17 protein-coding genes and 1 pseudogene are annotated in these 21960 nt (G+C 70.6%); 9 read left to right on the plus strand and 9 right to left on the minus strand.

What is annotated here, in order from left to right:
* Positions 1 to 94 precede the first annotated feature (94 nt).
* From meaB to SPR02S_RS36030, 3 genes are read right to left on the minus strand one after another with little or no spacing between them, the layout of a single operon-like run.
* Positions 95 to 1078: a methylmalonyl Co-A mutase-associated GTPase MeaB gene (meaB, locus tag SPR02S_RS36020; protein WP_019061873.1), complete on the minus strand. Its 984-nt coding sequence runs from the start codon at positions 1076 to 1078 to the stop codon at positions 95 to 97.
* Positions 1075 to 3264: a methylmalonyl-CoA mutase gene (gene scpA, locus SPR02S_RS36025; RefSeq protein WP_019061874.1), complete on the minus strand. Its 2190-nt coding sequence runs from the start codon at positions 3262 to 3264 to the stop codon at positions 1075 to 1077. The genes meaB and scpA overlap by 4 nt, the downstream gene beginning before the upstream one ends.
* Entirely contained in the window at positions 3264 to 5069 is a 1806-nt protein-coding gene (locus tag SPR02S_RS36030) for a methylmalonyl-CoA mutase family protein (RefSeq protein WP_019061875.1), read from the minus strand. The genes scpA and SPR02S_RS36030 overlap by 1 nt, the downstream gene beginning before the upstream one ends.
* Positions 5070 to 5365: 296 nt before the next feature.
* Between SPR02S_RS36030 and SPR02S_RS57135 the strand changes: the two are divergent.
* A pseudogene (locus tag SPR02S_RS57135) lies at positions 5366 to 6570 on the plus strand (RNA-guided endonuclease InsQ/TnpB family protein).
* Here SPR02S_RS57135 and SPR02S_RS66270 read toward each other — a convergent pair.
* On the minus strand, positions 6556 to 6855 hold the full coding sequence (locus tag SPR02S_RS66270; protein ID WP_019061876.1) for a hypothetical protein: 300 nt from the start codon (positions 6853 to 6855) through the stop codon (positions 6556 to 6558). The pseudogene SPR02S_RS57135 and the gene SPR02S_RS66270 sit on opposite strands and share 15 nt — an antisense overlap.
* Positions 6856 to 7004: 149 nt before the next feature.
* A complete protein-coding gene (locus tag SPR02S_RS36045) occupies positions 7005 to 7541 on the minus strand; it encodes a universal stress protein (protein WP_019061877.1) in 537 nt (178 codons plus the stop codon).
* Positions 7542 to 7885: 344 nt separating this feature from the next.
* On the opposite strand from SPR02S_RS36045, the gene SPR02S_RS36050 reads away from it, so the two are divergent.
* Positions 7886 to 9493 (plus strand): purple acid phosphatase family protein, encoded by a 1608-nt coding sequence (locus tag SPR02S_RS36050; RefSeq protein WP_019061878.1) that lies wholly within the window; start codon positions 7886 to 7888, stop codon positions 9491 to 9493.
* A gap of 3 nt (positions 9494 to 9496) precedes the next feature.
* Here SPR02S_RS36050 and SPR02S_RS36055 read toward each other — a convergent pair whose 3' ends face one another.
* Positions 9497 to 11122, minus strand: a complete 1626-nt coding sequence (locus tag SPR02S_RS36055) for a PucR family transcriptional regulator (protein WP_019061879.1) — start codon at positions 11120 to 11122, stop codon at positions 9497 to 9499.
* A 217-nt stretch (positions 11123 to 11339) separates the two neighbouring features.
* Here SPR02S_RS36055 and SPR02S_RS36060 point away from each other — a divergent pair, with 217 nt between their 5' ends.
* Positions 11340 to 12812 (plus strand): sodium:solute symporter family protein, encoded by a 1473-nt coding sequence (locus SPR02S_RS36060; protein WP_019061880.1) that lies wholly within the window; start codon positions 11340 to 11342, stop codon positions 12810 to 12812.
* A gap of 61 nt (positions 12813 to 12873) precedes the next feature.
* Positions 12874 to 13638 (plus strand): class II aldolase/adducin family protein, encoded by a 765-nt coding sequence (locus SPR02S_RS36065; RefSeq protein ID WP_019061881.1) that lies wholly within the window; start codon positions 12874 to 12876, stop codon positions 13636 to 13638.
* 23 nt (positions 13639 to 13661) lie between these two features.
* On the opposite strand, the gene SPR02S_RS57145 is transcribed toward SPR02S_RS36065, so the two are convergent.
* A complete protein-coding gene (locus SPR02S_RS57145; RefSeq protein ID WP_019061882.1) occupies positions 13662 to 14210 on the minus strand; it encodes a hypothetical protein in 549 nt (182 codons plus the stop codon).
* A gap of 240 nt (positions 14211 to 14450) precedes the next feature.
* On the opposite strand from SPR02S_RS57145, the gene SPR02S_RS36075 reads away from it, so the two are divergent.
* The 4 genes from SPR02S_RS36075 (at position 14451) to SPR02S_RS36090 (ending at position 18121) form a co-directional block, all read left to right on the plus strand.
* Entirely contained in the window at positions 14451 to 14957 is a 507-nt protein-coding gene (locus tag SPR02S_RS36075; RefSeq protein WP_019061883.1) for a SigE family RNA polymerase sigma factor, read from the plus strand.
* Between the two features lie 10 nt (positions 14958 to 14967).
* The gene (locus SPR02S_RS36080) at positions 14968 to 15522 is read left to right on the plus strand and encodes a hypothetical protein (RefSeq protein ID WP_043258726.1); all 555 of its coding nucleotides are present in this window, start codon (positions 14968 to 14970) and stop codon (positions 15520 to 15522) included.
* Between the two features lie 107 nt (positions 15523 to 15629).
* Positions 15630 to 16868, plus strand: coding sequence for a bifunctional glycosyltransferase family 2/GtrA family protein (locus SPR02S_RS36085; protein ID WP_026151163.1), 1239 nt, complete (start codon positions 15630 to 15632; stop codon positions 16866 to 16868).
* Complete coding sequence (locus tag SPR02S_RS36090) at positions 16865 to 18121, plus strand: putative hexosyltransferase (protein WP_026151164.1); 1257 nt, start codon at positions 16865 to 16867, stop codon at positions 18119 to 18121. Before SPR02S_RS36085 ends, SPR02S_RS36090 begins: the two co-directional genes overlap by 4 nt.
* A gap of 30 nt (positions 18122 to 18151) precedes the next feature.
* Here the strand turns inward: SPR02S_RS36090 and SPR02S_RS36095 are convergent, their stop codons facing one another.
* Positions 18152 to 18913 (minus strand): SDR family NAD(P)-dependent oxidoreductase, encoded by a 762-nt coding sequence (locus tag SPR02S_RS36095; protein ID WP_019061886.1) that lies wholly within the window; start codon positions 18911 to 18913, stop codon positions 18152 to 18154.
* Positions 18914 to 19140: 227 nt separating this feature from the next.
* Here SPR02S_RS36095 and SPR02S_RS36100 point away from each other — a divergent pair, with 227 nt between their 5' ends.
* Entirely contained in the window at positions 19141 to 19731 is a 591-nt protein-coding gene (locus tag SPR02S_RS36100) for a TetR/AcrR family transcriptional regulator (RefSeq protein ID WP_026151165.1), read from the plus strand.
* 165 nt (positions 19732 to 19896) lie between these two features.
* On the opposite strand, the gene SPR02S_RS36105 is transcribed toward SPR02S_RS36100, so the two are convergent.
* On the minus strand, positions 19897 to 21879 hold the full coding sequence (locus SPR02S_RS36105) for an SMI1/KNR4 family protein (RefSeq protein WP_019061888.1): 1983 nt from the start codon (positions 21877 to 21879) through the stop codon (positions 19897 to 19899).
* Positions 21880 to 21960: the final 81 nt, after the last annotated feature.

A 21960-nucleotide genomic window follows, 5' to 3' on the forward strand; every position in this document is an offset into this window, starting at 1 on the left:
GTCGATTTTTGTCTGCGGCCCGGTGGGGGCTGGTCGCGCCCACGCGGCGGAGCCGCAAATCGATACAGCCCCGCGCCCCTAAAAGCAGGTCGGTTCAGTTGGGCGGCGTGCCAAATGCGCGCAGGATTTGTTCTGCGGCCAGCGTTGCTGTCAACTCGCCGTCCCTGACCTGCTGTTCCAGCACTGGGCCGAGAGCACGTACTGCCGGATCGGAGCGCAGCCTCCCCAAGAGTTCGTCTCGGACCATCGTCCAGGTCCAGTCCACCTGCTGCTCGCTGCGCTTCGCAGCCAGGCGGCCGGTGGAGTCCAGCAGTGAGCGGTGTTGTTCGAGGCGTTCCCAGACCGTGTCGAGGCCGGTGCCCTCTCGGGCGCTGCAACTCAGCACCGGTGGGGTCCAGTTGGCGTCGGCGGGATGCATCAGCCTCAGCGCGCCTGCCAGTTCACGTGCCGCGCTCTTCGCGTCGCGCTCGTGCGGCCCGTCCGCCTTGTTGACCGCGATGACGTCCGCCAGTTCTAGGACGCCCTTCTTGATGCCCTGGAGTTGGTCGCCGGTGCGGGCCAGGGTCAACAGCAGGAAAGAGTCGACCATGTTCGCGACCGCCGTTTCCGACTGGCCTACGCCTACCGTCTCGACGAGGACGACGTCGTAGCCCGCCGCTTCCATCACCACGATCGACTCGCGGGTCGCCTTCGCCACGCCGCCGAGGGTGCCGGCGGTGGGGGAGGGGCGGACGAAGGCCGCCGGGTCCACGGCCAGGCGTTCCATGCGGGTCTTGTCGCCGAGGATCGAGCCGCCCGTGCGGGTCGACGACGGGTCCACGGCGAGGACCGCGACCCGGAAGCCCTGCGAGGTCAGCAGCGTGCCGAACGCGTCGATGAACGTCGACTTGCCGACGCCCGGTACGCCGCTGATGCCGATCCGGCGGGCCTGGCCGCTGTGCGGGAGGAGTGCGGTCAGCAACTCCTGGGCCATGACCCGGTGTTGGGGCTTGGTCGACTCGACGAGGGTGATGGCGCGGGCCACCAGGGCCCGCTTGCCGTCGAGTACGCCCTTCACATAGGTGTCGACCTCGATCACGGGGTGTGCCCGAGGTCGGCGGCCAGGCGTTGTACGAGGTCGTAGGCCGCGTCCGGGATCACCGTCCCGGGCGGGAACACGGCCGCCGCGCCCATCTCCAGGAGGGTGGGGACGTCCTGGGGCGGGATGACTCCGCCGACCACGATCATGATGTCCTCGCGGCCTTCCTCGGCGAGCGATTCCTTCAACGCCGGGACGAGGGTGAGGTGTCCGGCGGCGAGCGACGACACTCCGACGATGTGTACGTCCGCCTCGACGGCCTGGCGGGCCACCTCGCCGGGGGTCTGGAACAGCGGGCCGACGTCGACGTCGAAGCCGAGGTCGGCGAAGGCGGTGGCGATCACCTTCTGGCCGCGGTCGTGGCCGTCCTGGCCCATCTTGGCGACCAGGATGCGGGGGCGGCGGCCCTCGGACTCCTCGAAGTCGGCCACGAGGGTGCGGGTGCGTTCTACGGACGGGGAGTCGCCGGCTTCGGTGCGGTACACACCGGTGATCGTACGGATCTGGCTCGCGTGCCGCCCGTAGACCTTCTCCAGCGCGTCGGAGATCTCGCCGACCGTCGCCTTCGCGCGGGCCGCGTTCACCGCCAGCTCCAGGAGGTTTCCGGTGCCTTCGCCGGCCGCGCGGGTCAGCGCGTGCAGCGCGTCCTGGGTGGCCTGTTCGTCGCGCTCCGCGCGCAACCGCCGTAGTTTCTCGATCTGTTGGGTGCGTACGGAGGAGTTGTCGACCTTGAGGACGTCGATCTGCTCGTCCGTCTCCACGCGGTACTTGTTGACACCGATGACCGGCTGGCGGCCGGAGTCGATGCGGGCCTGGGTGCGGGCCGCGGCCTCCTCGATGCGCAGCTTGGGGATGCCCGCGTCGATGGCCTTGGCCATGCCGCCCGCCGCCTCGACCTCCTCGATGTGCTGCCAGGCGCGGCGGGCCAGGTCGTACGTCAGCTTCTCCACGTACGCGCTGCCTCCCCACGGGTCGATCACCCGCGTGGTGCCCGATTCCTGCTGGATGAGGAGTTGGGTGTTGCGGGCGATGCGTGCGGAGAAGTCGGTGGGGAGCGCGAGGGCCTCGTCGAGGGCGTTGGTGTGAAGTGATTGGGTGTGGCCCTGGGTGGCCGCCATGGCCTCCACGCAGGTGCGCGTGACGTTGTTGAAGACGTCCTGCGCCGTGAGCGACCAGCCCGAGGTCTGCGAATGGGTGCGCAGGGAGAGGGACTTGGCGTTCTGCGGGTCGAACTGCTTGACCAGCTTGGCCCAGAGGAGGCGGGCCGCGCGCATCTTCGCGATCTCCATGAAGAAATTCATGCCGATCGCCCAGAAGAAGGAGAGCCGGGGTGCGAACGCGTCCACGTCCATCCCCGCCGCCCGGCCCGCCCGGATGTACTCCACGCCGTCCGCGAGGGTGTACGCCAGCTCCAAGTCGGCTGTCGCGCCCGCCTCTTGGATGTGGTAGCCGGAGATGGAGATGGAGTTGTAGCGGGGCATCCGCTGCGAGGTGTACGCGAAGATGTCGGAGATGATCCGCATCGACGGCTTCGGCGGATAGATGTAGGTGTTGCGGACCATGAACTCTTTGAGGATGTCGTTCTGGATGGTCCCGGCCAACTTCTCGGGCGGTACGCCCTGTTCCTCCGCCGCCACGATGTAGAGCGCCAGCACCGGAAGTACCGCGCCGTTCATCGTCATCGACACTGTCATCCTGTCCAGCGGGATGCCGTCGAAGAGTTGGCGCATGTCGTAGATCGAGTCGATCGCCACGCCTGCCATGCCGACGTCACCGGTCACGCGCGGGTGGTCGCTGTCGTAACCCCGGTGCGTGGGCAGGTCGAAGGCGACCGACAGGCCCTTCTGGCCGGCCGCCAGGTTGCGGCGGTAGAAGGCGTTGGACTCCTCGGCCGTGGAGAAACCCGCGTACTGCCGGATCGTCCAGGGCTGGTTGACGTACATCGTCGGGTACGGGCCGCGCAGATACGGCGCGATGCCCGGGTAGGTGGCCAGGAAGTCCAGGCCCTCCAAGTCCTGCCCCGTGTAGAGGGGTTTGACCGCGATGCCCTCCGGGGTCTCCCAGAGGAGGTCGTCGCCGCCCGCCGCCTTCTTCACGGTGTCACGCCACTCGTCGGGGGCGGCCTGGGTGGCCGGGGCTCCCAGCTCGATCCCGGAGAAGTCGGGGATGTGCCCCATCGCTGCCATCAGGACACTCCCATGCGGTCGAGGGTGGCGGAGAGTACGGCTACGGCGTCACAGCCCGCGAAGACATAGGCGTCGACACCGGAGTACTGCCCGGGGCGGCCCGCGAGGAACACGTGCCCGGCACCGGCCGCCCTCAACTCCCCGGCGACCGACGCCGCTTGCTCCTCGTACAGTGCGTCGCTGGAGCACAGGCAGGCCTCGGTGGCCCCGCTGCCCGCGAACTCGCCCCCGGTGACGGGCTCGATGCCGCCCGCCTGGAAGAGGTTCGACGCGAAGGTGAGGCGGGCGGTGTGCGCGGCGGCCGGGCCGAGCGCGGCCAGGAAGATCCGGGGCCGGGAGCCGGTCGCCGCGAGATGGGCGTCGGAGCGGGCGCGGAGCTCTTCGTAGGCCTCGTCGCGGCGCACGCGCGGCAGGCCGCCGGACGGGGCCGTGGGGGCGGGGGCGCGCTCCGGGAGGCGTTCGGCGAGGTTCGGGAACTCGCTTACGCCGGTGATGGGTTCGCGGCGCTTGGCGAGCTTTGCGCTGCGGGTCGCCCAGGTCGCGGCGAGGTCCTCGCGGAGGCTGCCGGAGCGCAACGCGGCTGCCTGGCCGCCCTGTTGCTCGATGTGCTGGAAGAACTCCCAGCCCGCGTGGGCGAGTTCGTCCGTGAGCCGCTCCACGTACCAGGAGCCGCCCGCCGGGTCGATCACCCGGGACAGATGCGACTCCTCGACCAGGATCGTCGAGGTGTTGCGGGCGATCCGGCGCGCGAACGCGTCCGGCAGACCCAGCGCGTGGTCGAAGGGCAGCACGGTGACGGACTCGGCGCCGCCCACCCCGGCGGCCAGCGTCGCGACCGTCGTGCGCAGCATGTTCACCCACGGGTCGCGGCGGGACATCATCACCGGCGAGGTCACCGCGTGCTGCGTCTGCCCGCCGGGAGCCCCGCAGACCTCGGTGACCCGTGCCCAGAGCCTGCGCGCCGCGCGCAACTTGGCGATGGTGAGGAACTGGTCGGCGGTCGCCGCGTATCTGAACTCCAGCTGCCCCACGGCCTGTTCGACGCTCAGGCCCGCCTCGGTCAGCTCGCGCAGATAGGCCACACCGGTCGCCAGCGAGGCGCCCAGCTCCTGCGCCGCCGAACCGCCGGCCTCGTGATACGGCAGCGCGTCCACGGTCAGCGCGCGCAGCCCCGGGTACTCCTCGGCGCAGCGCCGGGCGAGGGCGGCGACCGGCGCGAAGGGGAAGCCCTCGTTGCCGGTGCGGGCCGCGAAGCCCAGCGGGTCGGCGCCGAGGGTGCCGCGGGCGGCTTCGGGCGCGATGCCCCGCTCCTCGTACAGCCGTAGCAACTCGGCTGCCGCGGGCTCGACTTCGCTGCCCGCGTCGAGGGCGATGGGCGCCAGGTCGAGATAGACGCCGTCGAGGGTGGCGCCGAGCGACGCGACCGGGATGCCGCGCTCGCCCGTGACCAGCCACAGCGAGGTGACGCCGTTCTCCAGGTCGCCGAGGACCGCGGCGTTGTCGCCGGTCGTGTGCTGTTGGCGTACGTCCCAGCCGCCGAGGGTGTTGCCCTCGGCGCGGCCACCCCGTACGAAGGGGGCGAAACCGGGGAGGCCGGGCTCGGGTGCGGAGTCGTCCGCGGTGTAGAGGGGACGGGCGCGGAGCCCGTCCTCCAACGAGGTGGACAGGGCGTCTTCCGCTGCCGTGCCCGAGGCTTCCTTGCCCGACTTGCGCAGTACGCCTTCCACCAGGCGTTGCCACTGCTCATGGGTCGCGTCAGGGAACTCGGCGGCCAGCGAGAGCCCGTCGTCAGGCAGGACCGTCATGCTCGGATGCTAGGGCAAAAGCGCAGGTGAGCAGCAGAGGACGCGGCTGTGACCTTGACCTCTCCGCGCGGTCTAGACCAGTTCCCCGGCGCCGTGCTGGCCTCCCTTCCGGGGGCTGCAGCCCGATGTCCCTGCGGTTCGTCGGGAACCTCCGCGGATACCCCGGCGTGCAGGCCGGGGAGGTATCGGACTCCTGCGGAGCAGGGCTGGGAGAGCCGGATCGCCCTCAGGGTGATCCGGCGTTCATCACCGACAGCCGTCAGGTAGTCACGATCCGGCACGGTAGATTGTGAGATATGGCCACTCGCGTGAAGCGGGCGTTCAAGTACCGCTTCCACCCGGACGATGCGCAGGCAACGGAGCTGTCGCGCACGTTCGGCTGCGTGCCGAAGGTCTACAACCTGGCTCTCGAAGCCCGTACCACCGCGTGGTACCAGCGGCAGGAGCGGGTCAACTACAACGCGACGTCGGCGATGCTCACCGCGTGGAAGAAGACCGAGGAACTGGCCTTCCTGGCCGAGGTGTCCTCGGTGCCCTTGCAGCAGTGCCTGCGGCACCTGCAAGGCGCGTTCACCGGCTTCTTCGAGGGACGGGCGAAGTACCCGCAGTTCAAGTCGAGGAAGAAGTCCGCCGGTCGGCGGAGTACACCAGCTCGGCGTTCCGTTACCGCGACGGTGTCCTGACGCTCGCCAAGATGCGTGAGCCCCTGGACGTCGTGTGGTCGAGGCCGCTCCCCGAAGGGGCGCAGCCCTCCACGGTGACCGTGTCCCAGGACGCGGCCGGGCGCTGGTTCGTGTCGCTGCTCTGCGACGACGCGGTCACCCCGGCCCCGGCCACCACGGCGGTCGGCATCGACGCGGGGATCACCTCTCTGGTGACCCTGTCCACCGGGGAGAAGATCACCAATCCCCGGCACGAACGCCGTGACCGGGCCCGCCTCGCGAAGGCCCAGCGGGAGGTGTCCCGCAAGGAGAAGGGCTCCGCGAACCGGGCCAGGGCCCGGCTGAAGGCAGCCAAGGTCTACGCCCGTATCACCGACCGCAGGCGTGACCACCTGCACAAGCTGACCACTCGACTCGTCCGTGAGAACCAAACGGTCGTGATCGAGGACCTCACCGTCCGCAACATGGTCAAGAACGGCAGGCTCGCCCGGGCCATCTCGGACGCGGCCTGGCGCGACATGCGGACGATGCTGGAGTACAAGTGCGCCTGGTACGGGCGCGAACTCGTGATCGTCGACCGCTGGTTCCCCAGCTCGAAGCTGTGCGGGGCCTGCGGCACGATCCGGACGAAGCTGCCGTTGAACGTCCGCGAGTGGACGTGCGAGTGCGGCGTGGTGCACGACCGCGACGTGAACGCGGCGAAGAACATTCTCGCGGCCGGGCTGGCCGTGTCTGCCTGTGGAGACGGTGTAAGACCTCAACGGGAGTCCTCCCGGACGGGGCGGTCGTCGATGAAGCAGGAACCCCAGCGGGCGACCGCTGGACTACCCCGCCTTTAGGTGGGGGAGGATGTCAAGTCGTCCAGCGACTCGCGCGCGGCGGACCAGCATGCGCGCGATGCCGTCGGCCACCGCGACGACCGGCGGGCGGCCGACGAGGTTGTAGCCGACCGCCGTACGGCCGCCCAGCGGGGTACGGAAGAACCGGGCCGTGCAGCCCGCGGGACCCGACCGGACCGGGACGTGGAGAAGTCCGGCCGGGAACCGCTCGGCGGGCTCGGAGTCCTCGGCGTCCTTGAGGCCCTCGGCATGGTCGGCGTGCTCGGCTTGGTCGCCTGGAGACATCGTGCGGCTCCTTGCGGAAGGTGATGCGCGGGGCCCGGCCGGTGCGGCCGGGCGCTCTTCGAAGCTATGCCCGTGGGGTGGGGGTAGGGGTGCCTCGCTGACGGATGCTTGACGGGGGCGATGCCCGGTCGGGGCCCCGCCCCCTCCCGTCAGCCCCCGCCCTCCGTCAACTCCCGCGTGTCGACCGCCAGCCGCAGTGAGATACGGCGGTGCAGGGAGGCCAGCTCGCTCTCCAGGGGCGACGGCGGCACCGTCAGCACCGGGCACGCGGCGTGGGTGACGCAGTCGCGGGTGACGGATGGGAACAGGGCGCGGAGCGGTCCTCGCGGGCCCGCGCCGACGATCATGAGGTCGTCGGGGCGGTCGGCGGTCTCCACCAGGGCGCGGCCCGCCGTACCCCGGACGACCAGGCCCTGGAACGGGATCCCGGGGCCCGCGTCGCCGAAGGCCGCGTCGAGTACGGCGAGGAGTCGGTTGGTGGCGGCGCGGCGGAGGTCGGCCACCGGGGGCGCCAACATCGCGCGCCCGTGGGCGAGTTCACCGTCGGGCGGCTCCCACGCGAGGACGGCCAGCAGCTCGGCGCCGGTACGACGGGCCTCCCGCACCGCCCGGTGCAGCGCCGCCAGACTGCCCGGCGAACCGCTCACCCCGACCACGGCACGTGTTCGCCCGCCGCCACTGTTCATCGCCGATCACTCCTCGCCGTACACGGACTTCCGCCTCCCATCGAAAGGCCGAAGAGAGCGGACGTATCGCCGTGTTGGCGCGCGCCTGACGCCGGAGGGTCGATTCCTGACGCGCCCGTGACGCGGCTTCGGCGGTGGCCGGAATTGAACCCCCGACTCCCGCCCGGCCGCCCGCCCGTGTCAACGAAGGGGCGGTCCCTGGCAAAGCGCGGGGCAAGAATCGGCCCCGGTGCCCGCCCCTCGGGCCGCGATGACCGTCTGGCAACGCACTGTTCACTCGGGGGCCGCCGGGAAGCGCCAATGTGCGGACGTTGTCAGCTCAACTGCTCGCCAGGGAGGGCACCATGACCACACAGACCGAGACATCGGACGGGTCCACGCAGTCGTCCGAGGGGGTCAGTCGGCGTCACGCGCTGGGAATCCTCGGTACGGCCGGCGCCGGCGCGGCCGTCACCCCCTTGCTGGGAGCAGGCACGGCGCAGGCCGCACCGCTCGCCGCCCCGGCCCTTCACCTCACCGCGGACTCCTCCGGCGCAACTCCGGTCCAGGGCCTGCACCTCACCTTCGGCGCCGACCCGCGCAGCCAGATGAACGTCTCGTGGATCACCGACAAACCGGTGACCAGACCCGTCGTGCGCTACGGCACGCTGGAGCACGGCTTCGGCTCCAGCGCCAAGGCCCGCACCGTCACCTACGTCGACGGCACCTCCAGCCGCACCGTCTACGTCCACCACGCCGCGCTGAACCGGCTCACCCCGGACACCGACTACCTCTACCTCGCCACCCACGAGGGGGCGACGCCCGACAGCGGCACGTTCCGCACCGCGCCGCATGGACGGAAGCCGCTCACCTTCACCAGTTTCGGCGACCAGTCCGCCCCGCAGGTCACCTGGGCCGCCAACGGCACGGTCGGCCTCGACGCGAACTCCACCCCCGCGACGAAGGACATCGTCACCGGCATCGAGCAGGTCGCCCCGCTCTTCCACCTCCTCAACGGCGACCTCTGCTACGCCAACCTGGACGTCGACCGGGTGCGCACCTGGAACAACTTCTTCACCAACAACACCCGTTCGGCCCGCTTCCGCCCCTGGATGCCGGCGGCCGGCAACCACGAGATCGAGAAGGCCAACGGCCCGATCGGACTCGGCGCCTACCAGGCCTACTTCTCTCTCCCGTCCACCGAGACCGACGCCGAACTCGCGGGTCTGTACTACGCGTTCACGGCCGGCTCGGTGCGGGTGATCGTGCTGCAGAACGACGACAACTGTCTCCAGGACGGCGGCGACGTCTACATCAGCGGCTACTCCGGCGGACGCCAACTCACCTTCCTGGAGAAGGAGTTGAAGGCGGCCCGGGCCTCGCGCGACACCGACTGGATCGTCGTCGCCATGCACCAGGTCATGGTCAGCTCCACCGACGCGAACGGCGCCGACCTCGGCCTGCGCCAGAAGTACGGCCCCCTCTTCGACCGGTACGGCGTCGACCTGGTGCTGTGCGGCCACGAGCACAACTACGAGCGCTCGCTGGCGGTTCGGGGAGTCGTCAGCGGCACCGAGACGCTGACCCCCAACCCGGTCTCCACGGCCACCGACAACATCGACACCGGCCTCGGCACCGTGCACATGATCCTCGGCGGCGGCGGAGTCTCGGGCACCACGAACCAGAGCTTCTTCAAGGACGGCACCGGCAAGGTGATCACGTCCGTCTCGGCGACGCCCGGCTCCAACGGCAAGCGCACCTCCACGTACACGCAGGAGGAGGCGGTCTGGATCGGCGTCCGGGACACCGAACACCCCTACGGCTTCGCGGCGTTCACCGTCGACCCCGGCCGGCACGCCGGTGACACCACCCGCATGCACGTGACCTACTACAACGTGAACAAGCCGAACGGCGACCTGTCGGTGTTCGAGAACTTCACCCTCCACCGCAAGCGTTCCGACGGCCACCGCTAGGCGCTAACCGGAGCGGTCCTGGTCCTCGTCCGGCAACCAGTGCAGGGCGAACCAGAGTTCCATCCGCACACCGGGGTCGTGCAGGTCCACATCGAGCAGTTCGGCGATCCGTGCCAGCCGGTGCCGCACGGTGTTCCGGTGGACGTGCAGGGCCGCCGCTGTGCGGTCCCAACTGCCGTGCAGCGTAAGCCAGGTTCGCAGGGTGTCGAGGAGGACGGGGGCACCCGGAGAAGTGGCTCCGTCGAGCGGGGCGAAGCGGGTGCGGGCCAACTCCCGGGCGTCGGTGGACGGGACGATCCCGTGGACGGTGAGCGGGTCCCTGGTGTGGACGACGGCGGGCACCTGCGCCGCGATCGCGCGTTGCAGGGCCCGCCCGGCCCGCACATCGGCACGCGCGAGGTCCGAGGCGGGCGCGGGTGTGCTGAACCCGAGGACCCAGCCCAAGTCCGCCGCCTGTGCGGGCACTTCGGGACGCGCGTCCGGCGCACTGGCGACCAGGGCCTTCAACTCGGAGCCGTCGATGTACAGGTAAGGCGTGCCCAACGCCGTTCCCAGCGTGGCGAGTTGGGCCGGATCGTCGCCCTGGGCGGAGCGCGGGGACGCATGCCGACCGTGGATCACGACCCAGTGTCCGGCAGCCTCCGTGGTGTCGGCGGGCGCGAGCGAGGCCGCCACGTCGGCCGGGGCGGCCCCCAGCATCAGCCGTACCAACGCGCCCGCGCTGTGCGTGTCGGTGCCCAGGGCGTGCCGTGGACTGGTGAGCAGGGCCAGCAACACCGCCGCCGTACTGGTGACTTGGCGGTGGACCAGGGTCGGGGCGGTGGCGGCGGCCTGGCCGAGGGCGAGGGCCGTCGCGGTGCCGTCCGCGCCGGGCAGGGTGTGCACGGTCAGATGGGTGCCGCCCCGGTGGTCGGCGGCCGCGGTCGGAACGGACCGGCCGGCGGCACCGGTACGGCCCCGGGCGATCGTGCGCACGGCGAGATCGCGCACCCGCTCCGGCGTCGGCGGCGCGGGCCGGGGACCGGCGCTGAACAACTCGTGGCCCCGGGCGTCGTGCAGGACCGCCCAGGCGCCGGTGTGCCCGCTGAGCTGGGTGAGCACCGCCCGGAGCGCGTCCGGCCGGGCGGCGGCACCGGCCAGCGCCGACTGGGCCCGGGAGATCTCGCGCAGCTCACGGTTGCGGACCTCGGCGATCGCCGCGTAGGTGGCCTGCCCGACCGCGACGAACGGGGTGGCCGGCGGCAGCCGTAGAAGAGGGAGCCCGTGGCGGTCGCAGGCGGCGACCAGTTCGGGCGGGACCTCGTCGTGCACGGGGACGACACCGAACCCGAGCGCGGTCACTCCGGCGCCGACGACCCGCCGTACGTACGTGTCGATGCCCGCCGCGTCGGCCGGGAGCCGTACACCCGCGGTGAGCAGCAGTTCGCCGCCCACCAGATAGGGCGAGGGGTCCTCGATCTCCGTGGTGCCTACCGTGCTGATCCGGTGGTCGCGGGCGGGCGGCCCCGCGATCTGGCGCAGGTCCAGGGCGGGGTCGGCGAGCAGCACGCTCAGCGGCACGGAGGGCTGGTCGGACTCGGTGGGTTCGGTGGGCTCGGTGGACCGGGTGGGCTTGATGGACTTGGTCATGAGGGGGGCATCTTCCCGGCCGGGGGCATCACACGCGACTGTCGGATTCATCCATTGGACACCTCCATATTGGATGGTTCCGCAACTGCGACGCCAGCGCGGGCGCCGATATCGTCATGCCACTCGCAGGGCAATGTCCCGGCCCGGCCCGCACCCGGTCGCCGACTCTCTCCGATCTCTCCGACCTCTCCGCTCCGTCCGCTTCCGGAGGACTCTGATGACCGTCGACTACTTCGTCATGGCCGCATACCTGCTGGGCATCATCGGCGTGGGCTGGTGGGGCAAGAAACGCGCCGCGTCCAAGAGCGACTTCCTCGTCGCCGGACGACGGCTGGGCCCGCTCATGTACACCGGCACGATGGCCGCCGTCGTCCTCGGCGGCGCCTCCACCATCGGCGGCGTACGCCTCGGCTACACCTACGGCATCTCCGGCGCCGCCATGGTCTTCGCCATCGGCCTCGGACTGCTGGCCCTGTCCGTCTTCTTCTCCGCCCGCATCGCCCGCCTCAAGGTCTACACCGTCGCCGAGATGCTCTCCCTGCGCTACGGCGACACCGCCGCCGTGATCTCCGGCATCGTGATGTGGATCTACACGCTGATGCTGGTGGTGACCTCGACGATCGCGTACGCCAGTGTCTTCGACGTCCTCTTCGACGTGCCGCGCTGGGTCGCGGTGGTCATCGGCGGCACGATCGTCGTCGGCTACTCGGCGCTCGGCGGCATGTGGTCCATCACCCTCACCGACATGGTGCAGTTCGTGGTCAAGAGCCTCGGTGTGCTGGTCCTGCTGCTGCCCATCGCCGTGGTCAAGGCCGGCGGCTTCTCCGAGATGGCGGACAGACTGCCGGACGGCTACTTCTCCCCGACCTCCATCGGCGGCCAGACCATCGTCACCTTCGTGCTGATCTACACCTTCGGCATGCTCATCGGACAGGACATCTGGCAGCGGGTGTTCACGGCCCGTTCCGACAGGGTCGCGTCCTGGGGCGGCACGGTCGCCGGCGTCTACTGCCTGGTCTACGCCCTGGCAGGCGCCGTCATCGGCATGGCCACCAAGTCCCTCTATCCCCAACTCGCCAGCGCCGACGACGCGTTCGCGACGATCGTCCGGCATGCCCTGCCCACCGGCGTCCGGGGCCTGGTGCTGGCCGCCGCGCTCTCCGCGATGATGTCCACCGCGAGCGGCGCCCTGATCGCCTCGGCGACCGTCGCCAACAACGACATCTGGGCCCGGCTGCGCCGCCGTACGGCCACCGGTCCGAAGGACGACGAGATCGGTGCGCAGGATGACGAGATCGGCTCGAACCGGCTCGCGATCGTCGTCCTCGGCGTCGCGGCGATGGGCATCGCCTGCGCCCTCGGCGACGTCATCGAGGCCCTCACCGTCGCCTACAACCTGCTGGTCGGCGGCCTGTTGGTGCCCATCCTCGGCGGCCTCGTCTGGAAGCGCGGCAACCTCCCCGGCGCCATGGCCTCGATGATCGCGGGCGGCACCACGGTGATCGTCCTGATGGTGACAGACGGCCTCCTCGCCAACGAGCCGATCTACTACGGCCTGTTGGCGGGCCTGGTCGCCTACGTCGCCGTCAGCCTCCTCACCAAGCCGACGGAGGAAGCCGTGGTGCGGGCCTGGCGCCGCCGCCTGGCGGGCGAACAGGCCACCAGTGCACCGGAGTTGAGCGTGGTCTGACCCGCCGATCCGGAAGTTCCCACCCGCACCCGCACGTGCCGTATCTCATCGAAAGGTCCCCATGCACGCCACCACTGTCTCCACGGAAGAACTCCGGCTGCGCCGCGAACTCGCCGCGGTCTACCGGCTCGTGGCGCACTTCCGGATGACCGACCTGATCTTCACGCACATCTCGGTCCGCCTCCCGGGCCCCGAACACCACTTCCTGATCAACCCGTACGGCCTTCTCTTCGAGGAGATCACCGCGTCCAACCTCGTCAAGATCGACCTCTCCGGCCGCGCCGTCGAGGAGGCCCAACACCCGGTCAACCCGGCAGGCTTCGTCATCCACAGCGCCGTCCACGCGGCCCGCCCCGACGCCCACTGCGTCCTGCACACCCACACCAGGGCGGGCTGCGCGGTCGCCGCCCAGCAACACGGCCTGCTCCCGCTCAACCAGATCTCCATGGAGTTCTACGGCAGGCTCGGCTACCACGACTACGAGGGCGTCGCCCTCAACCTCGCCGAACAACGCCGCCTGGTCGCCGACCTGGGCCGCCACCCCGCGATGATCCTGCGCAACCACGGCCTGCTCACCGTAGGAGAGACTCCCGCGCAGGCGTTCCTGCGCATGTACTACCTGGACAAGGCCTGCGAGATCCAGACCACGGCCACTGCCGCCGGCACCCCCCTGGTCGTCCCCAGCCCCGAGACCTGCGAACTCACCGCCCGCCAACTCACCGGCGAGGACGACAGCTCGGACCTCCAGGACGACAAGGCGTACGACTTCGCGTGGTCGGCGCTGCTCCGGCTCGTGGAGCGGATCGCCCCCGACTACAAGGACTGAGGGACAGCCACAGGGACTGAGGGTCAGCCCGTCGCGGCGGCCTTTTCTCCGGTCGGGGCCACGGCGTGCCAGACGCCGTCCTTGCCCTGGCCGTTCGCCTGTCCGGCCGCCGTGTCGCCGACGTATCGGTACAACGGCCAGCCGGCGAGGGTGAGTTGAGGTTGGCTGTCGCGGTGGACCGTGCCGAGGAGGCTCTTCGCGACCCCCGAGGTCTGCACGGACTCCGGCACGATCACCGGTATCCACGTCTTCACGCACGCACCCTTGCACGTCCACTTGGAGGGGCTCGGCTCGTCCTTGTCGTAGCGGTAGAGGGTCATCCCGTTCGAGTCGGTGACCACCGTGCCCACGCCGTCGACCGCCCTGGCCGTCACGGTGTACGCCGTGGTCGTGGCGTCGGCGGCCGGCGTCGAGGCGGCCGGCGCCGAGGCCGTGGTCGTGGGAGCCGACGCGGCCGGGTCCACCGCAGCCGTGCTGTCGGAACCGGCGCTGTTCGAGGAACCGCACGCCCCCAGCAGCAGCGTGGAGGCGAGGCCTGCGACGAGGCTCAGGACAATGCGTCGCGGGATCAAGGAGGTGCCCTTCGTCGGGAATCGTGCTTACTGCCTGCTCGCTCTCCCCATACGTCCGCCGACCCCGCCCCTCTCAGCCGCGGATCTCACATGACGCACTCTTGACCACCCGCCGGACCGGCTCAGCCCCGAACGGGATGTAACCCGGATCACAGCCCCCAAGTGCAGCGCGGTACGGGGTCCACGGCCTTTCTCTCTGTGTAAGGGGCTTGCCCGAAACGGGGACGGTGGACGGTACGGATGGAACAGAGTCGGGCCGACGGGTTCGACGGGTTCGTGGCAGCGCGCTGGTCGGCGTTGTTCCATCTGGCCTGTCTGCTCGTGGGAGGCGATCGGCACCGCGCCGAGGACCTGCTCCAGGAGGCCATGGTCAAGCTGTGGTTCGCCTGGCCGAGGATCGGCGAGGAGGCACCCGAGCCGTACGTGCGCAGGATCCTGGCGCGGGCGGCGGCCCGTTCGGCGCGGCGGCGCTGGTGGGGTGAGCGCCCGGTCGAGCAACTGCCCGACCGGGCGGAGGCCGGGGACGTGTCCGCCGTAGTGGCGGAGCGCTCTCGGCTGGAGGTGGCGCTGGCCCAACTGCCGCCGGCGCAACGGGCCGCCGTGGTCCTGCGCTATTACCAGGACCTGCCCGACAGGCAGGTCGCCGAAGTGCTGGGGTGCCCGGTCGGCACCGCCAGGTCCCATGCGTCACGGGGCGTGGCGCGGCTGCGCCGGATCCTCGGCGATGTCATCGAACCGGTGGGATGAGGGGGAGTTGATGGACCACTTCGACCACGATCAGTTCGACCACTTCGAGCGGGAGCTCGCGCGGATGATGCGCGACTCCCAGGAGACCACCCCCTTCGAAGCCAAGCACCGGACCCGTCTCCGGTCCGGTGTACGGTCCGGACGCCGGGTCCGCACGGCGCGGAAGGCGGTCGGCTCGGCCTTGGCCGTCGCCGGAATCGGCCTCGGCTTCTTCCTGCTGCCCCACGACCGGGTGGACGACCGGCCGCAGGCCCCGCTGCCCCGACCGGCCCTGAGCCCGACGCTCCCGGGCCCCACCCCGACCCTGACACCGGACACGACCCCGAGCGGGACCACCAGCCCGACGCCCACCGGCTCCACCGGGCCGTCCAGCACTCCGACCGGGACCCCGGCCGGGAGTTCGACCACCTCGTCCCCGGACCCGAGCACGACCGACACATCAGCGCCGCCGTCCGGCACGGAGACGACCGGCGCGCCCACCGGACGGAGCACCTTGACGAGCCCGGCCACGTCACCGCCGGCGACGGAGTCGTCCGCGACCGTGGGCGCGGCGGACTCCGGATAACCCGGCCCGCCGGAACACCCCCCACCCGCAATCCCTGAACGCGGTACTGCCCGCAGGCGATATCGGCATGCCCCGTGACGGCCCACAGACTTGGACAGAACGTGACAATGACGACGAGCAGGTCGAGTCAACTACCGTTCCGCACACCGGTGTCGGCACACCACCGCGAGCCCGTCCTCGACGTGGTCGTCCCCGTGTTCAACGAGGAGAAGGACCTCGAACCGAGCGTACGGCGACTGCACGCACACCTCTCGGAGACGTTCCCGTACCCGTTCCGCATCACCGTCGCGGACAACGCGAGTACGGACGGCACCCCGCGCATAGCGGCCCAACTAGCCGCCGAACTCCCCGAGTTGGAGTGGCTACGGCTCGCGGAGAAGGGCCGGGGCCGGGCGCTGCACGCGGCCTGGTCCGGGTCGCCGGCGCCCGTGCTCGCCTATGTCGACGTGGACCTGTCGACCGACCTGACCGCACTTCTCCCGCTGGTAGCCCCGCTGATCTCCGGCCACTCCGACCTCGCGATCGGCACCCGCCTGGCCCACGGCTCTCAGGTCGTGCGCGGCCCCAAGCGGGAGGCCATCTCCCGTTGCTACAACGCCCTGTTGCGCTCCACCCTCGCCGTCGGCTTCTCCGACGCGCAGTGCGGTTTCAAGGCGGTACGGCGTGATGTCGCCGAGCGGCTGCTGCCCCTGGTGAAGGACACCGGCTGGTTCTTCGACACCGAGATGCTGGTGCTCGCCGAGCGGGCCGGACTGCGGATCCATGAAGTGCCGGTCGACTGGGTGGACGACCCCGACAGCCGGGTCGACCTCCTGTCCACGGCCCTGGCCGACCTGCGCGGAATCGCCCGCATAGGACGGCAGTTGGCGCGCGGCACACTCCCGACGGCGGGGCTGCGCCGGGCCACCGACGACGCGCGTGCGGCGGGCCTGCCCGGTCAACTGCTGCGCTTCGCCGCCGTGGGAGCGGTCAGCTCCGTCGGATACGTCCTGCTGTACATCGCGTTGCGCCCGGCGACGGGCGGACAACCCGCCAACGCGCTGGCGTTGCTGCTCTGCGCCCTCGCCAACACGGCCGCGAACCGCCGACTGACCTTCGGACTGCGCGGCCGGGCCGGCGCCCTGCGCCACCAGGCCCAGGGCCTCCTGGTCTTCACGGTCGGCCTCGCCCTCACCAGCGGCGCGCTGGCACTCCTGCACCGCACGACACCAACTCCCGCGCGCAGTACGGAAGTCGGGGTGCTGGTCACCGCCAACCTCGCGGCAACTCTCGTACGCTTCCTGCTCTTCCGGGCCTGGGTGTTCCGCACCGGTCGCCGCCACGCGACGGAGGCGACCACGGCATGAGCGACACGACGACCTTGATACGGCCCATCTCCGCGACCACAACTCCACTCCTCCACAAGGACGTTGGCGCACGCCTCCGCCATATGGCCCGGCACTACGGCCCGGTGCTCGCGCTGTACGGCGTGCTGAAGCTCATCGGCTTCGCCGTCTTCATGTACTTGCTGGACTCCGACGGCGGCTTCCGGACGCGGAACCCGCGCTTCGGCGGCGGCGCCCACGCCTGGGACGTACTCGCCACCTGGGACGGCTGGTGGTACCAGCAGATCGCCGCACACGGCTACGACCCCGCGCTCGTCCGGGTCCCCGGCGCCACCGGACTGATCACCCTCGAAGGCAACTCGGCGGCCTTCTTCCCGCTCTACCCGGCCACGATGCGACTCGTCTCCGACGGCACGGGCCTGGGTCTGTACGGCTCCGGGATGCTGGTCTCGGTCGTCGCGTCGTTCGCCGCCGCGCTCGGCATCTACGCCGTCACCGCCCGCTTCGGAGGCAGGCGAGCCGGGCTGGCCGCCGCCGGACTGTGGGCGGTCTGGCCCGGCTCCGGCATGGAGTGGTCGGCCTACTCGGAGTCCCTCTACATCGCCCTCGCGGTCTGGGCCTGCCACGCCGTCATGACCGACCGCTGGCTCACCGCGGGCGTCCTCACCTTCGCCGCCGGCCTCAACCGCCCCACCGCCGTGGCGCTCATCGCGGCCCTGATCGTCGCCGCGCTGCAGACACTCCACCGGCGGCGGGAGAACCTCGCGGGCCCATGGATCGCGATGGCGATCGCACCGCTCGGCCTGGTCGGCTACCTCCTCTGGGTCGGCAACCGCATGGGCAACCTGGTCGGCTACTTCGCGCTCCAGAAGGGCGCCTGGGGACACACCTTCGACTACGGCAAGCAGACCGCCGACGTCTTCAGCTCCATGGCGGTCGGTCGCTTCGACTACCTGTTCGCGTTCCCCTTCGAAGACACCATCGCCGTGCTCACCGTCCTGCTGGCCGCACTCCTGATCCCCCTCCTGATCCGCCTGCGCCCACCGGCGGTCCTCACCGTCTACACCCTGCTCACCCTCGCCCTGGTCCTGGGCAGCCAGCAGATCTTCGGCAACGTCTCCCGCTATCTGCTCCCGTGCTTCCCCCTCTTCATCCCGCTCGCCGTCAAGCTCCGGACCCTCGGCCTGCCCACGCTGTGCCTGCTGTTGGGCATCGCGGCCGTGGCGTCGGGGTCGTACGCCGGGTATGTGCTGTTTGAGGCGGGGGTGCCGTAGGCGGGAGTCCTTGGGTGGGGGGCCTGAGCGTCAATGGGCGATGACCGCGGCGGTGGTGCGGCCGCCGTCGACGTCGAGCACGATGCCGTGCACGAACGAGGAGTCGTCACCGGCCAGGTACACGGCGGCGTTCGCGATCTCGTCGGGGGTGCCCATCCGACCCGCGGGGGTGCCCTTCATCATGATCTCGGCGGTCCGGGTCTCCCTCGCCGTCGGCGCCAGCACCACCCCCGGGGAGATGGCGTTCACGCGGACGCCCTGCGGCCCGAACTCCGCGGCCCAGGCCCGGGTCAGCGTCTCTACGGCTCCCTTCGTCGAGCTGTAGAGGGGGCTGGGAATGCCCAGGCGCGCGATCCAGGAGCCGAGGTTGATGATCGCCCCGCCGCCGGCCTCCACCATCGCGGGGGCCACGGCCGCGGTCAGGAAGTACGGGGCCTTCACGTTCACGGCGTAGACTTGGTCGAAGGTCTTCTCGTCGGTGGCCGCCGTGGTGGCGTGGGGATAGATGCCGGCGTTGTTGACCAGCACGTCGATACGGCCGCCCAGGACCCGTGTCGCCTCCTGAGCGAGTGCTCGCGAGGCGGCGGCGCTGCCGTCCAGGTCGGCCCGCACGAAGTCGGCGCGGCCACCCCGGGCGCGGATCCCGTCGACGACCTCCTGGCCCCGCTCGGCGCTACGGCCGGAGACGGCGACGTACGCCCCCTCGCGGGCGAAGGCCTCCGCGATCGCCCGCCCGATGTTGCTGGTCGCCCCGGTCACGAGGGCGGTCCTGCCCTCAAGGCGCATCGACATGATCCACTCCGTTGCTCGGCGCTCCGTCATGCCCTGGAGGTCAGGGGTCAGGGCGCGGGTGCCACCGTAAGGCGGAAAGATTGGACCCGCAAGTCCAGAATCAGGGTGGGGGATCGGAATGGGGTGGAGGTCGCGCCGCAGACCCTCGTGGCGATCCCTTGCTTCCCCGGCCGCTTCCCTGGTCGATGGCTGGACCTCCCGGGCCATCAGGGTGGGACGATGGACGCATGAACCGAGGGATGACCGCCAAAGGCCTGGCCACGCGGCAGCGCATCGTGGTTGCGGCTGCCCTGCTGATCCGGGAGAAGGGTGCGGCGGAGACGACCCTGGACGACGTGCGGGCCGCGACGTCGACGAGCAAGAGCCAGCTCTTCCACTACTTCCCGGACGGCCGGATCGACATGCTCGTGGCTGTGGCCCGGCATGAGGCCGACCAGGTCCTTGAGGCGCAGCGACCCTACTTGGACGAGCTGACGACCTGGGAGTCCTGGCAGGCGTGGCGCAAGGCGGTGCTTCGGCACTACGGCGAGCTCGGGCGCCGCTGTCCGCTGGGGAGTCTCATCTCCGAGCTGGGCAAGTCCTCTCCCGAGGCGCGCACGATCGTCTCGGACCTGTTCGCGACGTGGGAAGCGGCGTTGCTGCGCGGTACGGGGACGCTGCTTTCCGATCGCGGGGCGGCGGTCGGTTGTGCGAGGAGTGTGCTGGCGGCTGTTCAGGGTGGCGTGGTGCTCCTGCAGATGACGGACCGCGTCGACTATCTGGAGGCGGCCCTCACGTCTGCGATCGAGCCGATGAGGTCTGGGGCGGCGGCCCGCTAGTCCGATAGCTTGCCAGCTCAAGAGTGGACTTTACGGTCCCCTTTTTGGTGCGTACTGTTGGACTCTGTGGTCCATTCAAGGTTTTCCTGCCTACGTCGGCGACGTCCGCGAGACGTTCCGCAGGGTGCGCTGACCGCGCGAGACCCACAGGTGGCTCCCCGTGTCCTACCCCTCCGCCGGGCGCGTGCCCGGCGGATGCATCCGGATCACCAGGTACCCCTCGCCGTCCTTCGGTGGCCGGGTCCAGGAACGGGTGGTGAAGGTGTGCAGCCGGCCCTTCATGAGGGCGTGACGCGGCAGGGACGCACCGAACTCCTCGGACACCGCTTCCAGCAGCGGCCGTTCGGCCTCGGCCGCGTCCTCCAGGTCACCGAAGAACCGGCTCGGGGTCAGCGCCTGCGGTATCTCCCCGCTCTGCTGGATCTCTCCGTCCGTGTACGTGAACGCGTACTGCTCGGCACCGTCTCGTGCCACCGAGAGGTGGAAGAACGGCTTCCCGTGCTGTGACCTCAGGCCGCTCCACACCACCACCGCGCGGGCGCCCGCACTGGCGGACGCGGCCGGGGAGACGAAGCGCAGCCGGTCGAACGGGGCGGGATCGCCGTCGAAGGCGAAACTCCAGCCGGTGCCGGCCCGGCCGACCGCCATGAGAGCCCGGTCGTCGTAGGACGAGAACTCCCTTCGGCTGTGCGCCGATCTGCGGCGTGCTTCCCAGAAGGTCATGGGCTCGTTCAGCACGGTGCTGTGCGCAATCTCGTCTGTATCTGTATCTGTATCTGTATCTGTGTCCGCGTCCGCCTCGTCCGCGTTCCCGTCCGTGAGGCGTGCGGGCAACTCCTGCGGCTCCGCGCCTTCCACCAGGACGAACCGGTAGGACGTGCGGTTGTTGCCCGGGTCCGGGTCCGCGAGCCACGCGAGGTCGTCCGGGTCGAGCCCGGCCGTCGGCCTCGGTGTCTCGCCGGCCTGCCCGCCTCTCGGAGTGGACAGCAGCTCGCGGCCACGCTCGGGAGTCAGCAGCGGCCCGAGTGCCGGGTCGGCCACCCACCCCAGCGGCGCCAAATGGTCCGGCCCCAGCGGTTCCCACAGGGGCAGGGCAGCCATCAGTGTCCGCCACGCCCCGTCGGTGTCTCCCCACCGCGTCAACTCCCGCGCCCGCTCGACCGCTTCCCCGAACGGTCCGGCCGCCGTGTACCGGTACGTGCCGTCCCGCACCTGACCCAGCGTCGCGTACGCCAGTGACACCAGGTCGTCGTCGGCGCCCCGCAGCTGGAACACCAGCGTGGAGTCGTCCCGGTACGAGTGCGCCGCGTGCTCGGCGACCAGTAGCGGCAACAGCTCGGATGCGTACCGCGGGTCCGTCACCAGGCCGTCGAAGTACACCATGTAGGTCCGTCCGAGCAGTCGGCGTATCTGGTCACCCAGCCCCGCCGACCGCGCCCTGCCGTACCCCTTGGCCTCGTCCAGGTCCTTCGCGGCCCGCTCCCAGCCGCCGCGCAGCGCCTCCAGCCGGGCCTCTTCCATCAAGGCGTCGAGCCTTCGCGTCGTGTCGTTGGCGAACACCGGCTCCCCGTCGCTCCGGTGTGCCCGCAGTCTGTGGAACTCGCGGTGCATGGCCCGCATGAACTCACGGAAGTTCGCGTGCCGTTCGGGCGGCTCGGCCCGCCAGCTCGCCCATGTGTACACGGCCCACTCACCGTCCTCGTCCACGTCCTCGGGATCCATGAGGATGTAGGTGACGTCGGACTCGACGTCGAGCTGCAGCGCGCGCCGCCAGAGGTCCGCCGCCCGCCGCTCCTCGGGCGAGGAGTCCTCGTCCAGGTACTCCTCGAACTCGTCCGCGAGTCCTGACTCGTTGGTGTGCCAGCGCGCGTCCCCGGTCCCCGCCAGCAGCGTCACGAACCCGCCCGCGTGCCGCCACCCGTCGCTGACCTCCAGGAACTCCCGGTACGACGGGGGTATCCGGCGGCCGAGACGCTCCTCCATGGCGGCGATCCGCTCCGCGGAGGCGGGCGGGAAGCCCAGCCGGCGCGTCCGCCGCGCGGCCTCGTCGGCCTCGCCCCGCGCCTCGTCGTCGGGCAGGGAATCCGCCCACTCCTCGCTCCACCTGAGGAGAAAGGTCCGCCAGTCGAATGCCGTGGAATCCGTCATACGCCCGATGCTGCCACCCACCACTGACAACGCCCCGCTGCTTCACCCCGGCCGACGGGACTCTCCTGACCACACGTCAGG

This window comes from Streptomyces prunicolor NBRC 13075 (genome assembly GCF_000367365.1).
GTDB classification, from domain to species: Bacteria; Actinomycetota; Actinomycetes; order Streptomycetales; family Streptomycetaceae; genus Streptomyces; species Streptomyces prunicolor.

What these genes read in the sequence shown, in the direction of transcription:
- scpA (WP_019061874.1), bottom strand. Translation starts at nt 3,264, where the DNA reads ATGGCAGCGATGGGGCACATCCCCGACTTCTCCGGGATCGAGCTGGGA.
- SPR02S_RS36030 (WP_019061875.1), bottom strand. Translation starts at nt 5,069, where the DNA reads ATGACGGTCCTGCCTGACGACGGGCTCTCGCTGGCCGCCGAGTTCCCT.
- SPR02S_RS66270 (WP_019061876.1), bottom strand. Translation starts at nt 6,855, where the DNA reads ATGTCTCCAGGCGACCAAGCCGAGCACGCCGACCATGCCGAGGGCCTC.
- SPR02S_RS36045 (WP_019061877.1), bottom strand. Translation starts at nt 7,541, where the DNA reads ATGAACAGTGGCGGCGGGCGAACACGTGCCGTGGTCGGGGTGAGCGGT.
- SPR02S_RS36050 (WP_019061878.1), top strand. Translation starts at nt 7,886, where the DNA reads ATGACCACACAGACCGAGACATCGGACGGGTCCACGCAGTCGTCCGAG.
- SPR02S_RS36055 (WP_019061879.1), bottom strand. Translation starts at nt 11,122, where the DNA reads ATGACCAAGTCCATCAAGCCCACCCGGTCCACCGAGCCCACCGAACCC.
- SPR02S_RS36060 (WP_019061880.1), top strand. Translation starts at nt 11,340, where the DNA reads ATGACCGTCGACTACTTCGTCATGGCCGCATACCTGCTGGGCATCATC.
- SPR02S_RS36065 (WP_019061881.1), top strand. Translation starts at nt 12,874, where the DNA reads ATGCACGCCACCACTGTCTCCACGGAAGAACTCCGGCTGCGCCGCGAA.
- SPR02S_RS36075 (WP_019061883.1), top strand. Translation starts at nt 14,451, where the DNA reads ATGGAACAGAGTCGGGCCGACGGGTTCGACGGGTTCGTGGCAGCGCGC.
- SPR02S_RS36080 (WP_043258726.1), top strand. Translation starts at nt 14,968, where the DNA reads ATGGACCACTTCGACCACGATCAGTTCGACCACTTCGAGCGGGAGCTC.
- SPR02S_RS36085 (WP_026151163.1), top strand. Translation starts at nt 15,630, where the DNA reads ATGACGACGAGCAGGTCGAGTCAACTACCGTTCCGCACACCGGTGTCG.
- SPR02S_RS36090 (WP_026151164.1), top strand. Translation starts at nt 16,865, where the DNA reads ATGAGCGACACGACGACCTTGATACGGCCCATCTCCGCGACCACAACT.
- SPR02S_RS36095 (WP_019061886.1), bottom strand. Translation starts at nt 18,913, where the DNA reads ATGTCGATGCGCCTTGAGGGCAGGACCGCCCTCGTGACCGGGGCGACC.
- SPR02S_RS36100 (WP_026151165.1), top strand. Translation starts at nt 19,141, where the DNA reads ATGAACCGAGGGATGACCGCCAAAGGCCTGGCCACGCGGCAGCGCATC.
- SPR02S_RS36105 (WP_019061888.1), bottom strand. Translation starts at nt 21,879, where the DNA reads ATGACGGATTCCACGGCATTCGACTGGCGGACCTTTCTCCTCAGGTGG.